This window comes from Amycolatopsis plumensis (genome assembly GCF_042652605.1).
Classification (GTDB): Bacteria; Actinomycetota; Actinomycetes; order Mycobacteriales; family Pseudonocardiaceae; genus Amycolatopsis; species Amycolatopsis plumensis.
On sequence record NZ_JBHSJY010000001.1, the window covers coordinates 8,689,262 to 8,703,512 of the forward strand.

15 protein-coding genes and 1 pseudogene are annotated in these 14,251 nt (G+C 70.4%); 8 read left to right on the forward strand and 8 right to left on the reverse strand.

Annotated features, from left to right (window positions below; all coding sequences use genetic code 11):
- Positions 1-21 precede the first annotated feature (21 nt).
- Genes ACFPLC_RS41700 through ACFPLC_RS41710 form a run of 3 tightly spaced genes read left to right on the forward strand, consistent with a single transcriptional unit; the run spans position 22 to position 4,106 of the window.
- The gene (locus tag ACFPLC_RS41700) at positions 22-1,275 is read left to right on the forward strand and encodes an NAD(P)/FAD-dependent oxidoreductase (protein ID WP_378200081.1); all 1,254 of its coding nucleotides are present in this window, start codon (positions 22-24) and stop codon (positions 1,273-1,275) included.
- Positions 1,272-2,567 carry a cation:proton antiporter gene (locus ACFPLC_RS41705; RefSeq protein ID WP_378200084.1) on the forward strand — a complete coding sequence of 432 codons (1,296 nt, stop codon included), beginning with the start codon at positions 1,272-1,274 and terminating at the stop codon, positions 2,565-2,567. Before ACFPLC_RS41700 ends, ACFPLC_RS41705 begins: the two co-directional genes overlap by 4 nt.
- Positions 2,568-2,588: 21 nt before the next feature.
- A complete protein-coding gene (locus tag ACFPLC_RS41710) occupies positions 2,589-4,106 on the forward strand; it encodes an alpha/beta fold hydrolase (RefSeq protein ID WP_378200087.1) in 1,518 nt (505 codons plus the stop codon).
- On the opposite strand, the gene ACFPLC_RS41715 is transcribed toward ACFPLC_RS41710, so the two are convergent.
- Positions 4,096-4,347, reverse strand: a complete 252-nt coding sequence (locus tag ACFPLC_RS41715; RefSeq protein WP_093947761.1) for a hypothetical protein — start codon at positions 4,345-4,347, stop codon at positions 4,096-4,098. The two genes, ACFPLC_RS41710 and ACFPLC_RS41715, sit on opposite strands and share 11 nt — an antisense overlap.
- Positions 4,348-4,581: 234 nt before the next feature.
- On the opposite strand from ACFPLC_RS41715, the gene ACFPLC_RS41720 reads away from it, so the two are divergent.
- Entirely contained in the window at positions 4,582-4,932 is a 351-nt protein-coding gene (locus ACFPLC_RS41720) for a hypothetical protein (RefSeq protein ID WP_378236133.1), read from the forward strand.
- The gene (locus ACFPLC_RS41725) at positions 4,929-5,252 is read left to right on the forward strand and encodes a winged helix-turn-helix domain-containing protein (RefSeq protein WP_378200094.1); all 324 of its coding nucleotides are present in this window, start codon (positions 4,929-4,931) and stop codon (positions 5,250-5,252) included. The genes ACFPLC_RS41720 and ACFPLC_RS41725 overlap by 4 nt, the downstream gene beginning before the upstream one ends.
- 67 nt (positions 5,253-5,319) lie before the next feature.
- On the opposite strand, the gene ACFPLC_RS41730 is transcribed toward ACFPLC_RS41725, so the two are convergent.
- The 7 genes from ACFPLC_RS41730 to ACFPLC_RS41760 all read right to left on the reverse strand — a co-directional run bounded on the left by ACFPLC_RS41730 (position 5,320) and on the right by ACFPLC_RS41760 (position 10,929).
- Positions 5,320-5,715 (reverse strand): thiol-disulfide oxidoreductase DCC family protein, encoded by a 396-nt coding sequence (locus ACFPLC_RS41730; RefSeq protein WP_378200096.1) that lies wholly within the window; start codon positions 5,713-5,715, stop codon positions 5,320-5,322.
- Positions 5,716-5,721: 6 nt separating this feature from the next.
- Positions 5,722-6,396, reverse strand: a complete 675-nt coding sequence (locus ACFPLC_RS41735; protein ID WP_378200099.1) for a LuxR C-terminal-related transcriptional regulator — start codon at positions 6,394-6,396, stop codon at positions 5,722-5,724.
- A gap of 14 nt (positions 6,397-6,410) precedes the next feature.
- On the reverse strand, positions 6,411-6,947 hold the full coding sequence (locus tag ACFPLC_RS41740; protein ID WP_378200102.1) for a hypothetical protein: 537 nt from the start codon (positions 6,945-6,947) through the stop codon (positions 6,411-6,413).
- Positions 6,944-7,966, reverse strand: coding sequence for an alpha/beta hydrolase (locus ACFPLC_RS41745; RefSeq protein ID WP_378200105.1), 1,023 nt, complete (start codon positions 7,964-7,966; stop codon positions 6,944-6,946). The genes ACFPLC_RS41740 and ACFPLC_RS41745 overlap by 4 nt, the downstream gene beginning before the upstream one ends.
- Positions 7,966-9,744, reverse strand: coding sequence for an ABC transporter ATP-binding protein (locus tag ACFPLC_RS41750; protein ID WP_378200108.1), 1,779 nt, complete (start codon positions 9,742-9,744; stop codon positions 7,966-7,968). The genes ACFPLC_RS41745 and ACFPLC_RS41750 overlap by 1 nt, the downstream gene beginning before the upstream one ends.
- Before the next feature lie 21 nt (positions 9,745-9,765).
- Positions 9,766-10,590, reverse strand: coding sequence for a hypothetical protein (locus ACFPLC_RS41755; protein WP_093947753.1), 825 nt, complete (start codon positions 10,588-10,590; stop codon positions 9,766-9,768).
- Between the two features lie 78 nt (positions 10,591-10,668).
- Entirely contained in the window at positions 10,669-10,929 is a 261-nt protein-coding gene (locus tag ACFPLC_RS41760; protein ID WP_093947752.1) for a hypothetical protein, read from the reverse strand.
- A gap of 279 nt (positions 10,930-11,208) precedes the next feature.
- Between ACFPLC_RS41760 and ACFPLC_RS41765 the strand changes: the two genes are divergently transcribed.
- From ACFPLC_RS41765 to ACFPLC_RS41775, 3 genes and pseudogenes are all read left to right on the forward strand, one after another.
- On the forward strand, positions 11,209-11,604 hold the full coding sequence (locus ACFPLC_RS41765; RefSeq protein WP_378200113.1) for a hypothetical protein: 396 nt from the start codon (positions 11,209-11,211) through the stop codon (positions 11,602-11,604).
- Between the two features lie 43 nt (positions 11,605-11,647).
- Positions 11,648-12,927: pseudogene (locus ACFPLC_RS41770) on the forward strand (M16 family metallopeptidase).
- Entirely contained in the window at positions 12,927-14,249 is a 1,323-nt protein-coding gene (locus ACFPLC_RS41775) for a M16 family metallopeptidase (RefSeq protein WP_378200116.1), read from the forward strand. The pseudogene ACFPLC_RS41770 and the gene ACFPLC_RS41775 overlap by 1 nt, the downstream one beginning before the upstream one ends.
- Positions 14,250-14,251 lie beyond the last annotated feature (2 nt).

Consider the following 14,251-nt stretch of genomic DNA (forward strand, 5'->3'; position numbering starts at 1 on the left):
ACCTGCGACGAAGGGCTTGGGATGGCTGAGGAATTCGACGTGCTGGTCGTGGGCGGCGGGCCGGCCGGGTCCACCACAGCCGGCCTGCTCGCCCAGCGCGGGCACCGGGTGCTGGTGCTCGAACGGGAACGCTTCCCCCGCTACCACATCGGCGAGTCGCTGATCACGGGGATGCTTTCGGTGTTCGACGAGCTCGGCGTCCGGGAACGGATCGAACGGGCGGGCTTCCCGCGCAAGAACGGGCTCAGCATCGTCTGGGGCGCGGACCGCACCCTGTGGAACGTCAACTTCGCCGAGATCGACGGCCCGTACGACTACTCGTACCACGTGCGGCGCGCCGAATTCGACGAGATCCTGCTCGACCACGCCCGGCAGCTCGGCGTCACCGTCGTCGAAGAGGCGACCGTCAAGGAGCCGATCCTCGACGGCGGCCACGTCACCGGGGTCCGCTACGAGTGCGGGGGCGAGGACGTCGAGGTGACCGCGCCGCTCGTGATCGACGCGTCCGGGCAGTCCCGGGTGCTGTCCCGGCGGCTGACCACCGTCGAGTGGGCCGAGGACCTGCGCAACATCGCCTACTGGACGTACTTCGAAAACACCGCGGATCTGCCCGCGGGCCAGCTCGGCAACATCCTGGTCGAGCGGGTCACGCACGGCTGGTTCTGGGCGATCCCGGTGGACGCCGTGACCAGGAGGCTCAGCGTCGGGTACGTGACGCCGACCGCGAGCCTGGTCGCCGGCGGCCCGGCCATCGGTGAGCTGTACGACGCGGGGGTCGCGGAAAGCAAGCAGCTCAAGCTGCTGCTCGACGGTGCCACCCGTGTGGGTGACTACCGGTCCACCCGGGACTGGTCCTACCGCGGCCGAGCGGTCACCGGACCGGGCTGGCTGTCCACCGGCGACGCCAGCGGGTTCATCGATCCGTTGTTCTCCGGTGGCGTGTGCCTGGCCGTGCTGGGCGCCGACGCGGCGGCAGCCGCCGCCGACACGGCCCTGCGCCGGCCCGACCTCGCCGACCGCGCGATGCGCGCCTACGCCACTGGCATCGACCACATGGTGTCCAGCTTCCTCGACTACGTGCGGTTCTTCTACGACCCGACCCGTGACCGCGAGGACTACTTCCAGCAGGCGCGGTCCATGGCCGATTTCAACGAGCGCTACCCCGACGCGCGAGCCGCGTTCGTCGCGGTGATCTCCGGCCGGCTGGCCATGTCCGAGCTGTTCCGGATCCCCCGGGCGGACGAGACCGCGCTGGCCGGGAGCGTCGAGACGTGAGCCTCGCGCCGACGGCGGCCGCCTCGCTGCCGCCACCCATCGCCGCCGACTCGCTGTGGTTGTTCCTGCTGCAGGTCGGCGTCCTGCTCACGCTGGCGCTGCTGCTGGGCAGGCTCGCGGTCCGCTTCCACCTGCCGCCGCTCGTGGGCGAACTGCTCGCCGGGATCGTGCTCGGCCCGTCGGTCCTGGGCGCCGCGGCGCCCTCGTTCACGTCGTGGCTCTTCCCGCCGGACGCCCAGCAGGCCCACCTGCTGGACTCGGTCGCGCAGATCGGGGTCGTGCTGCTGGTCGGGCTCACCGGGTTCTCCCTGGACCTCGGACAGCTCCGCCGCCAGATCAAGCCGGCCATCGGGGTGAGCGTGGGCGGGGTGCTGATCCCGGTCGGCGGTGGCGTGCTCACCGGGTACCTGCTGCCGGCCTCGGTCGTGCCCGCCGGGGTGGACCGCGGGGTGTTCGCGCTGTTCGTCGGCGTGGCCATGGGGGTCAGCGCGATCCCGGTGATCGCCAAGACCCTGACCGACATGGACCTGGTGCACACCAGGGTCGGCAGGCTGATCCTGACCGCCGGGGTGTTCGACGACGCGGTCGGCTGGCTGTTGCTGTCGATCGTGTCCGCCATGGCGGTGACCGGCGTCCACGCGGGTCCGGTGCTGCTGTCGCTCGGTCAGCTCGCCGGGTTCCTGCTGGCCGCCGCGCTGGTGGCCCGGCCGCTGGTGCGGCTGGCGCTGAGCCGGGCCGGCCGGTCGAGCGGGCCGGGGCCGGTGATCGTCACGGTGGCCGCCGTGGTCCTGCTGGGCGCCGCGGCCGGCCAGGCACTGCGGCTGGAGGCCGTGTTCGGCGCGTTCGTCGCGGGCGTGGTCGTGGGCACCTGCCCCGGCTTCGACCGCACGCGCCTGGAACCGTTGCGGATCATGGTGACCTCCGTGCTCGCCCCGCTCTTCCTGGCCACCGTCGGCCTGCGTGTCACCCTCGCCGACCTGATGAACGGGCCCGCGCTCGCGGTCGCCGCGGTGGTCCTCCTGATCGCGGTGGCGAGCAAGTTCGGCGGCGGCTACGCCGGTGGCCGGGTGGGCGGGCTGGGCCACTGGGACGCGCTCTCGGTCGGTGCCGGGCTCAACGCGCGCGGGGTCGTCGGCATCATCGTCGCTTCGGTCGGCCGCAGCCTCGGCCTGCTCACGCCGGGCATGGACGCCACCGTGTTGCTCCTGGCCATCACCACCTCGCTGATGGCGCCGGTGGTGCTGCGGTGGACCGCCCGGCGCGCGGGCACCCGGCTCGCCCCGGTCGGCTGACTATCCATTGTGGAGGAAACCGTGAAGAGAACGGCGGCCGTCGTCACGGCCGTGCTCGTGGCCGGTTCGGTGCCCGTGGTTCCGGCCGCGGCGCGGACCGGCCTGTCCTGGACGCCCTGCGCGGAACCGTCCCTGACCCAGCTCGGCCTGGAGTGCGCCACCCTGGCGGTCCCGCTCGACCACACCCGCCCGCACGACCGGAAGATCACGCTCGCGTTGAGCCGCAAGAAAGCCGTGCGCTCCCAGGGCGTGCTCGTGGTCAATCCCGGCGGGCCGGGGATCACCGGGCGGGCGGTGGCCGGCATGGTCGCCGGCGCCATGCCGGCCGACCTCGCCGCGTCGTACGACATCGTCGGCGTCGACCCCCGCGGTGTCGGTGCCAGTGCTCCGTCGTTGAGCTGCGACGAGGGGTACTTCAGCCCACCGTGGCCGGACCCGGTCCCCGCGGATCCCGGGCAGGAGCTGCGGCTGGTGGCACGCCCGCTCGGGTACGCGCTGAAGTGCGCAACCCGCCACGGCTGGCTGCTGCCGCACATGAGCAGCCAGGACAGTGCCCGTGACCTCGACGACGTGCGGCAGGCGCTGGGGCAGCGGAGGATCGACTTCCTCGGCTACGGCTACGGGACGTACGTCGGCGCGGTGTACGGCACGTTGTTCCCCGGGAAGCTGCGCCGCGCGGTGTTCGACAGCGTCGCACGGCCGGACGCCGACTGGTACCGGCACTACGTCGAGCAGGAGGACCCCGGCTTCGACGCCAGGTCGAGGGACTTCTTCGCCTGGATCGCCGGCCAGGACGCCGGCTACCACCTCGGCACGACGGCCGAAGCCGTTTCCACGGCGTACTACCGCGCCCGGAGCGCGGTGCGGGACAAGCCGGCGGCCGGGGTGGTCGGCCCGTTCGAGTTCGAAGCGACGTTCCACAACGTGGCCTGGGAAAGCCGGCTGTGGCCGTTCCTGGCCGGCACGCTGGCCGCCTACCGGCAGAACGGCGACGAACAGGCCCTGCTGACCGCGTACCAGGCGCTCGCGGCACACCACGGCGACAACGACTACGCGGCGTTCACCGCGGTGCAGTGCGCCGACACGAACTGGCCACGTGACTGGAGCCGGTGGCACGCGGACGCCTCTCGGCTGCACGCGACCGCGCCGTTCGCCACCTGGAACAACACCTGGTACCTGGCGCCGTGCGCGTTCTGGCCGCCGTTCCCCAAGCACCCGGTCGCCATTACCGGGGCGGGCCTGCCCCCGGCGCTCATCGTGCACGCGACCGACGACATCGCGCTGGCCTACCGGGATGCCCAGCGGCTGCACGCCACGGTGCCGGGTTCGCGGTTGGTCACCGAGCAGGGCGGCCTGGATCCGGCGGTGTCCTTCCTGCGCGCCAACCCCTGCGTCGACGCCCAGGTGACCGCGTACCTCGCCGCGGGCACGCTGCCGGCCGCGGACGTCAGCTGCGCTGTCGAGCAGGGGCAGAACGCGAACGGAAGGTTCTCCCTGGGGGTGGGAGAACCTTCCTCATTCAGGTGGCTCAGGCGCTGACCTCGGTACGGCGGAACTGGATCAGGTCGTTGCCGCTCATGGCCTCGATCCCGGCGCCGGACGCCTCGGCGGAGGCCTCCTCCGAGGGCCCGAACGCCTTCGCCACGTAGTAGCCGATGCCGAACGCGGCGAAGCCCGCGGTGACCACGGGGGTGCACACGACGGGCTGCTCCGGGGTGACTTCCTGGAGCGGCACCATGCTTCCGGCCAGCTTCTCGGCGGCGAGTTCAATGCGGTTCATGTCATTCCTTTCGACCGGGAACTCTTTCCCCACAAATCTAGGACGGCCCGACGGGCGAGACATCAACAAATCTGCGGATTCAGTCACTTGAAAAGTCTTCAAGCGCGTGGCATCCTGGTCACTGCGACCCGTTCTCACGAGAAAGGAAAGTCCATGGACGGCACCGCGGACAGTCCGCTCGACCATGACGCCGCCGCGAGCAGGATCACCCGGATGGAGAATCGGGTAGGCCGTATGAAGCGTGTCTACGTCGGCAGCATCATCCTGCTCGGCGTCATCACGCTGGCTTACTTCGCGGTGGTCGGCGCGATCCCCCGGGCGGTCGTGAAACCGTACGATTCCCTGCTCATCCTGTTCCCGGTGGTATTGTTCTTCGTGGTCGTGGGCATCCGCCGCGCGAGCACGTCGGCGCGGGATGTGCTGCGAACCGAACAACGGCTGGCGGCCGGCTACATCGTGGCCATGGTCGTCGCCGGCGCGCTCGAGATCTTCGTGTTCAGGCAGGGCACGGTCGCCGCGGCACTGCCCGGCCTGCTGCCGGCCGCGGTCTGCTTCGCCGCCGCAGTGGCGCTCGGCAAGAAATGAACGAGCCGCACCCGCGCCGCAAGCTCGACGAAGTCATCCATTCCCCGGTGCGGCTGTCGGTCATGGCGGTACTGGCCACGACCACCGAAGCGGACTTCAGGTACGTGAAGGAAGTCGTCGAGGTGAGCGATTCGCTGCTGTCCAAGCACGTCGCCGTCCTCAATACCGCCGGTTACGTCCGAATCGCCAAGGGAGTCGCGGACAACCGGCCGGTCACCTGGCTCAGCCTCACCAAGCCCGGGGCCGAGGCGTACCGGGAATACGTTCGGACGCTGAACCGGATCATCGGCGGCAAGGAGACACCGGGCGATGCGCACTGAACGGAATTGGGTGTCCGGCCGGTGCCCGGATACGGGAATCTCGGACACCGGCCGGAAGCTCGGGAACTCACGACACGATGCGGATGGCGCAGGCTTCGGTACCGCCCGGCAGGCGGTGGCGGTTGCGCGCGACGAGCCGGTAGACCGGGACGGCGACCCAACGCAGCGGGACGGCGCCGAGCGCACGCCCGGCCAGCCGCCAGCCGGTTTTCGGGCTGGTCATCAGCAGCCGCGCCAGTGCCGACGGCCCGCCGCTGACCGGTCCGGCGAGCGGGAACCACAGCACCTCGTACCGGGCCCGCGCCACGGTGGTGCCGTAGGCGGCGAGGTCGAGCTGCTGGTACCGGACGGCCTCGGCCGCCGGCGCGGCCCTGGCGAACAGCCACAGCACGCTGCGGGTGCAGAAACCGCAGTCACCGTCGAAGACGAGCAGCGGCAGTTCCTCAGGACGTCGATAGCTCACATCTTCTCATTCCGTCGCGGCGGGCAGGAGGTGCTCGGCGGCGAGCAGGCCGTCCCGATAGGCGTTCGCCACCGCCTCGGTCCGGTTGCGGGCGCAGAGCTTGCGCAGGATGTTCAGCACGTGGCTGCGGGCCGTCGCCTCGGAGATGAACAGCTCCTCGGCGATCTCGGAGTTCGGCAGCCCGACGGCCATCAACCGGAGCACCTCGATCTCCCGCGGCGTGAGCCGGTGACCGCCACGCTGCTGGCCGGCCTGCGCGGTGACGGTGAACAGCCGTTCGCCCAACGACGTCAGGAACGGCGCCGGCACGAACGGGTGGCCGGCCGCCACCGCGCGCACGGCGGTGAGCAGTTCCTCGACCGGGCTGTCGGGCAGCACGATCCCGCGCGCGCCGGCGCTCAGGACGGAACGGACCTTCGCGACGGTGGCCGACTCGACCACCACGATCAGCGTGTTGCGCTCGTCGAGCTCGGCCAGTGCCCGCGCGGCCGCCGCGATGTCCGGTTCGGACAGTTCGGCGTACAGCAGCGCGGTCACCGCCCGTCCGGCCCTCGCCAGCAGGCGGAGGTGGTCGACCGAGCCGACCACCTCCACCGTCTCGATATCCGGCGCGACGGACAGCAACTTCTTGAGGTTGGCGGCATCCACGGTGAACGACCCCGCCAGGACCAGCCTGATCATCGCGGGCTACCGCTTCACGACAGCGGGTGCAGGTTGGACAGAAACATCATCATCGGTTCCTCGGTTTCGTCATAGCCCGCCGAAGCCGCGATCAGGAACTGCGTCCGCTTCGCGTCGGGGTGGTGCTTCTCCTGGTAGGTCAGGTAGTTGAGCAGCGTCAGGTACGAGATCGAAAGCTGGATGTCCTCCTTCTTGCGATCCGCCTCCTTGGAGAAACCGATGATGCCGACCACCGAGTCGCCGAGCACCTTCTCCGCACGCCTGTTGGCGTACCAGACGAAATGCCGCGGCACCCGTTGCTCCACCGGGAGGATCTCGCGCCACTCGGTCACCGAGTCGTCGGGCAGCTCGTCCCGGAACAGCAGGTGGTAGTCGTGCATACCCGGCCGCGGTGCGAAGAACCGCCAGTCCGGCACCACCGCGCCGGACGGGTCGTACCGGCGCGCACCGGGGAATTTGCGGAACGGGTCCTGGCTCAGTGCGGTCGCGACGAACCACGAACCCAGCAAACCACCCACCACCATCCGGGCTACCCGGCCGGAACCGTTCATCGTCCACTCCCAGTTTGCGTCGGTTCGGAGTCCATCCGGCCGCCGGCACGGGCGGCCCGCACGACGTCCGCGACGGCTTCGGTGACGTACTTCGCGAATTGTTCCCGCATGATCAGGCCGAGGTGGCTGGCTCCGGAGACGACCAGCCGCCTGCTGTTGGCGGACAACGCGGCCAGGTCGTCCTGCAGCTCGTTGTGCACGGGGTCGTTCCGGCTGACCTCGCCGGCGGTGAGCACCGCCAGCGGGAGGTCCGCGGGGAGCTTCGCGTCGCGTACCTTGTCGTTGACGTCGGTGAGCCAGCTGCGCAGCTCCTCACCGGTGGTCCGCCACGTGCGGCGGGTCAGCATCCGCGCGCACGCGGCCGCCCGCGCCGCCGACGGCAGATACTCCACATCGGACACGACGTACCGCTTGGACAGCCGGTTCACGCCGAAAGTCGCGAGCACGGTCGAGTCCTGGATGGTCGCCTTCATCAGCGGCAGGCCGAGCGCCTGCCGGGCCGACCGGACCAGCTGCTCGGGGTGGCTGGCGTCGACCAGCACCACACCGGCGGTCAGCTCGGGGTGCCGCTGCGCGAAGTGGCGCACGAGCAGGCCACCGAACGAATGCCCGACCAGCACGTACGGCGGCTTCGCGCCGGAGACCTCGAGGACCGTCTCCAGTTCGGCGAGCATCTCGTCGGCGGTCCGCGGCCGGGGACCGCGCTCGCTCCAGCCGAGCCCCGCCCGGTCGTAGGCGACGGCCGGGGCGTCCCGGGCGATCTCCGGCTGGATCCACGACCACACCTCCAACGGGCACGACATGCCGCTCTCGAACACGACCGTGGGCCCGTCGCCTGCCAATCCCTCGGTCCGGACGTGCAACCGGTAGCCCCCGACGTCGACCCGCTCACCGAGGCCGGGGACGGTCTCGTCCTCCCGCCGGGTCGTCCGCCACTGGTAGGCGACGCCCGCGGCCGGCGTGGCGAGTGCCGCCAGGACACCGGCGCCGGCACAGAGCTTGAAGACTGTCGGTTTCATCAGATCCTCCCAGCGAGTTCGGTACCGGTGGCCGCGTCCGGGTCCCAGTCGTCCGTCCCGCCCAGCTGCGTGTGCACCAGGCGCTGGTAGAGCTCGTTGGTCGCGAGCAGTGACTCGTGATCGCCCACGGCCTGCAGCCTGCCGTCGTCGACGACGAGGATCCGGTCGGCGGCGACGACGGTGGCCATCCGGTGGGCGATGGCCACCACCGCGCAGTCCGTGGACGCCGCGGCGATCGAGTTGCCGAGCGCGATCTCGGCTTCGGTGTCCAGCTGCGACGTGGCCTCGTCCAGGAGCAGGACGTCCGGGCGCAGCAACAACATCCGGGCGATGGCGAGCCGCTGGCGTTCGCCGCCGGAGATCGCCGTGCCCGCCTCGCCGACCTCGGTGTCCAGACCGTTGTCCAAGCTGTCGATCCAGCAGCGCAGGTTGGCCTTGTCGATCGCGTCCGCGATCTGTTCCTCGGTCGCGTCCGGTTTCGCGAAGACCAGGTTCTCGCGGATGGTGCCGTCGACCACCGGAGCGTCCTGCTCGACGTAGCCGACGCGGCCGCGGAGCGCGCGCAACGGCAGGTCACGGATGTCCTGGCCGGCCAGCAGGATCCGGCCCGAGTCGACGTCCCACAGCCGCTCGGCCAGCGCGAAGATCGTCGACTTCCCGGCGCCGGACGGGCCGACGACGGCCACGAACCCCCGGCGCGGAATGTCGAACGTCAGTCCACGTACGGTCGGCGAACCAGGCTGATAGCCGAAGGTGACGTGGTCGAAGGACAACGCGGGGTCGGTCATCGGCACCACGTCGGCGGCGCCGCCGGCCTCCTCCGGTTCCGCCGCCAGCGCGTCCACCCGGATCATCGCCGCGAGCCCGAGCTGGATCTGCGCGAGTGCGCTGAACAGGCTGATCAGCGGGGCGATGAGGTAGAGCAGGTACAGCAGGTAGGACGAGAAGTGCGCGGTGTCCATCGCGCCGCCCACGAGCCGGAAGGCGCCGACGGTGAACACGGCGGCGAACGCGGCCTGGATGCCGAGGTTCATGATCGGGGCCATCAGCGACTCGAGCCGGACGCCGCGCATGCCGATGCCGTAGGCGTCGGTGGCGAACTGCCCGATCCGGGTTTCCTCCCGGTCCTCGGCGCGGCTGAGCTTGACCGTGCGGATCGCGCCGATCGCTCGTTGCAGGGCGCCCGCGAAGGCGCCGACCCGCTCCCGGGTCTCCACCCCGACGGCGCGGACCCGCCTGGCGACCGCCATCGTGGCCAGGCCGGCCAGCAGCAGAACCCCCAAGGTGGACACCGTGAGCACCGGGTCGATGATGGTCATCAGGACGACCGAGCCGACCACCATCAGCGTGCTCACCACGAGGTTCAGCAGTCCCTGCATCAACGACGTCTTGAGCAGGTCGGTGTCCGCGACGGCGACGCTGAACAGGTCGCCGCGCTGGCGCCGGAGGTGCAGCCCGAGCGGTGCCCGCAGCAACGAGCGCACGACCCGGCGACGCGAGTCGAGGACGAGCGTCGCGCCGGCCCGGCCGAGCAGGTAGACCTCGACCCCGCCGAGGACCAGATCGGTCACGAAGAGAGCCGCCAGCGACAGCGCGGGCACGGTGGCCGGCGCGCCGGCCGTGATCTTGCCGACCAGTGAGCCGATCACCATCGGCTGCGCGAGGGCGAGTCCGCTGCTGAACACGCCGAGCACCACCGCGACGGACAAGCCGCCGCGGTACGGCTTGATGAGACTTGACAACCGGCGGTAGACGCCGGTGGCCGCGGGACCGGTCATGGCGAGCCTCGTTTCGGTGGGTCAGCTCTTGCGAAAACTGCGAGAGTGGTGCATGACGGCCGGGTACGTGCCGCAGAAGGCCCACAGGAACCGGTTGAGGCCCATGAACGCGGCGTTGCCGGCGTGGAACGCCGCGCCGGTGGCCAGGGTGGCGACCGCGGCCTTCTTGCCGCCGAGCAAGGCGAGCGGGAACGACATCTCGCCGACGATCGTGCCCCAGCCGCCGGCCTTGGCCAGCAGCGGGAACTTCTTGAACAGCCGGCCGACGTGCCGCTGACCGTAGGTGTGGGTGCGGAAGACCCCGGTCATCGCGCTGCCGTCCCGCCAGTACGGCGAGACGGCCTTCGCCGCGCCGGCGGCCACGTAGGACAACACCGACTGGGCGGCGATGAACATCGTGCAGAGCTCTTTCGCCTTGCGATCGTGGGGGAACAGCTTGCTCACCGTCAGCGCGGCGTACACCAGCATGTTCATGTGGTCGGTGCCATCGGTGCCGTAGCTGTTGCGGATGTGCAGCAGCCAGTTGGTGATGGCGAGGTACGCGACCGCGGCGGTCCGCACGGCGGGCGTGGCCCGCGGTGCGACCAGTGCCGAGGCCGCGGCCAGGCGGATGCCGATCAGGCACTGGATGCCCGGCGGCTTGAACAGCGGGTTGAGCACGTCAGCGGATTTCTTCGACGTCCAGCGGTACTTGGTCCGCCCGACCTGCCAGCTCAGCAGACCGGACTCCTCGAAGTGCTTGGGACGCATCAGGTACTCGAGTGACCCGAGCGCGATGCCCGCCGCGGTGATCACCTCCGTCTGCCGGAGGACCTTGTCGACCTGCGAAGTGTCCGGCTGCGCCATGTGTTCCCCCAAGATTCGTTGCGAGGCGGATGCCGGAAGCGCGTACACCCTTCCGGCATCCGCTTGCCCTGCCTGTACTTACGCGACGGCGGCGTCCTGCCGCGCCTGCAGCAGCTCGCTGACCGACATCTCGCGGATGTCGGTCATGCGGATGCCGTCGCCGCTCTCGTCGATGCAGCCGTGCCGCGCGCACTGCACGTAGCCGACGGCCGCGCCGCCGGCGAACCCGGCAACCGTGACGGTCACCAGGACCGGCGTCAACACCGGCGCGGCGATCTCGTGGTTGATTTCGAGCGCCTCGAGGGTCGACTTGGCGGCAGCACACTCGATTCGGTTCATGGTCAGCTCCTTCGGCTATCCGGGTAATTGCCGAGCCCGACACTATTGCCTCCCGATTCGGTGAGCATCCACCAGAATGCGGACGCCGACCTGCCCGGTAGCGTTACCCAATCTCATTGTCCGGATAAGGCTCTTGAGGACGCTCGAGGTGGCTACCGTGACGTAGCCACCTGGCTAGGCCCGACTGGGAGGCCGATAGCGGTTGGCGTCCCGAACCCGGCTTGCGGAATCGTGTCGCTGTCAACGGATCGCATTCTTTCCGACGGAGGGAACCGCACCATGCGCAAACTGGTTTTGCTGGCGGCGATCATCTCGACGGTGTTGTTCACGGGCGGGATCGCGGACGCGGCGCCACGGAGCTGGTCGGCCTCCTACCGGAACGGAACGGCCGCCGGTACCGCGCATTACGAACGGATCAACAGCATCTCGGGCAAGCTGGTCGTGGACGGCACGCTGACCGTGACGAGCGACGGCTGCTACTACGTCCAGCTGATCGTTTCGCACGACCTGGTGCCCGTTTTCCACCAGTCACCGCAACAGTGCGGGCCCGGCAGCATCCCGATCAGCCTGTCCGACACCACCCTGTTCGTGACCTGGAGCGCGGACCTGAACGTGTGCCAGGCCGGCGCGCGCCCGGCCTGCGGGCAACAGGTCGACGTGACCGTCTACGGCTGATGGTCCGGTGGCTTCGAAGGACGGGAAGACGATGCCGGAACCGCTGATCGGCGCCCGACTCGAACGGTTCGCCCTGCCGAACGGGCTGCGCGTCGTGCTCGCGCCCGACCCGGCGGTACCGGTCGCCGCCATCGCCGTGCTGTACGACGTCGGTATCCGCTCGGACCACCGGGACGCACGGGTTTCGCGCACCTCTTCGAACACCTGATGTTCCAGGGCTCGGCGAAGGTGCCGAAACTCGCGCACGCCCGGTACGTGCAGAGTTCCGGCGGTTCGTTCAACGGGTCGACCCACCTCGACTACACCGTCTACCACGAGACCCTGCCCGGCAACGCCCTGGAGCGCGGGCTCTTCCTCGAGGCCGACCGGATGCGGGGGCCCAGGATCACCGAGGAGAACCTGCGCAACCAGGTCGACGTGGTGGCCGAGGAGATCAACACCAACGTCGCCAACCGTGCCTACGGCGGTTTCCCGTGGCTGCACCTGCCACCGCTGTTGTTCGACAGCTTCGCCAACACCCACGACGGGTACGGCTCGCAGGTCGACCTCGAGTCGGCGACCGTCGCCGAGGCCGGCGCCTTCTTCGAGCGGTACTACGCCCCGTCCAACGCCGTGTTGTGCGTGGCAGGCGAGATCGACGTCGGCGAGACGGTCGAGCTGGTCACCCGGCATTTCGGCGACGTGCCCGCCCGGGCCGCGCCCGTGCGGCCCGGCTTCGCCGAGCCACCGCTCACCGGACCCCGGCGGGGTGAGTCGCGGGACCGCCTGGCCCCGCTGCCCGCGTTCGCGGCCGGCTGGCGGGTTCCCGACCCGATCGGTGAGCTCGACGCGTACCTCGCGCACCACCTGCTCGCAGACCTGCTCGCCGGCGGGGAACCCGCCCGGCTGGTCCGGCGGCTGGTGACCGACGAGAACCTCGTCACCGGCGTCTCCGCCGGGCTCGGCCTGATGGGTGACGCGTTGGCCGTGCGCGACCCGGGGGCCTTCGTGGTCTCCGGGTTCCTGCCGCCCGGCGGTGACGTGGACAAGGTCGTCCGGGTCGTCGACGAGGAATTGGCACGCATCGCGGCCGACGGCCTCGACCGCGACGAGCTGAGCAGGTTGCGGACGATGGCCCGGAGCCGGCTGCTGCGCGAACTGGATCCGTTGGCCGGCCGGGCGAAGCTGCTCGGGGTGTTCGAACAGCAACGCGGGGACGCCGGCCTGCTCGCGGAGCTGGCCACCAGGTACGCGTCCATCACCGCCGGCGAGATCGCCGCCGCCGCCGCGGCAGTGTGCGGCCGGCACCGCGCTTTGGCCGAAATCCTGCCAGGACGGACCTGATGACCGTAGAACTGTCCGGAACGGACATTCCCGCGCTGCAGCCGCGCGGCAGGCTGTCCCTGCCGGAGTCGGCCGAGACGACCTTGCCGAACGGGCTGACCGTGCTGGCGGTGCGCCGCCCCTCGGCGCCCCTGGTCGAGCTGCGGCTGCGGATTCCGCTGGTGGAGGTCGATCCCGCGAGCGCCGCCCTGCTCGCCGAGTCCCTGTGCGCCACGACTGCTTCCACGTCCGCCGTCGAGCTCACCAGCCGGCTCCAGCGGATGGGCGGGACGCTCACCGCCGGCGTCGACGCCGACCGCCTGCTCGTCGTCGGCAGCGCGCTGGCGGCACACCTGGCCGACCTGCTCGGGATCCTCGGCGAGATCCTCACCGGTGCCTGTTATCCCGAGGCCGAGGTCGCCCAGCGAGCGGCCAGGCTGGCGGGCATGCTCCGGATCGTCACCACGCAGCCCGCCCATCGCGCGCTCGAGGCGTTGAACCGCAGGTTGTACGGCAAGCACGTCTACGGGCGGCCGAGCCCGTCCCCCGAAGAAGTGCTTTCGGTGACCTCCGAGGACTTGCTCGCGCTGCACGCGGATCGGGTGCGGGCCACGTCGGCCTGCTTGGTGCTGGCCGGCGACATCGATCCGGAACAGGCGCTGCGAGCGGCCGGCAACGCACTGTCCGGACTGGACGGTGGCGAGGTGCCCAAGCGGCACCAGCCGCTGTCCGACGACCGGGCCACCGAGACGATCGAGGTGCTGGACGCGCCCGGCGCGGTCCAGTCCTCGGTGCGGCTCGCGCTGCCGTGCGCGGGTTTCGACGCGCCGGACCTCGCCGCTGTCGATCTGGCGAACATCATATTCGGCGGCATCTTCTCCTCCCGGCTCCCGACCAACATCAGGGAGCACAAGGGTTACACGTATTCCGCGAAGTCCACATTGGTCTTCCCGCAGGCGGGCGCCGCGATCGCGGTCACGGCCGACGTCGCCACCGCCGTCACCGCGCCCGCCGTGCTGGAGATCCGCTACGAACTCGGGCGGATGGCCTGCACCTCGGTCACCACAGCCGAGGTCGACCAGGCGCGCGAGTATCTGTTCGGCGTGCAGCGGCTCGGGATGGCCACGCAGTCCGGGCTGGCGAACCTGGTTTCCGAACTGGCCGCGCACAGCCTGCGGCTGGACTGGCTGAACGTTCATTCCGAGCGCCTCGCCGAAGCCGGTGTGGCGGAGGTGAACGAGGCCGCGGCGCGGTACCTCGCACCGGCCCAGGCGGTCACCGTCGTGGTCGGTGACGCCGCCAGGGTGACGAGCCGGCTCACGACGCTCATGCCGGTGATCTGAAC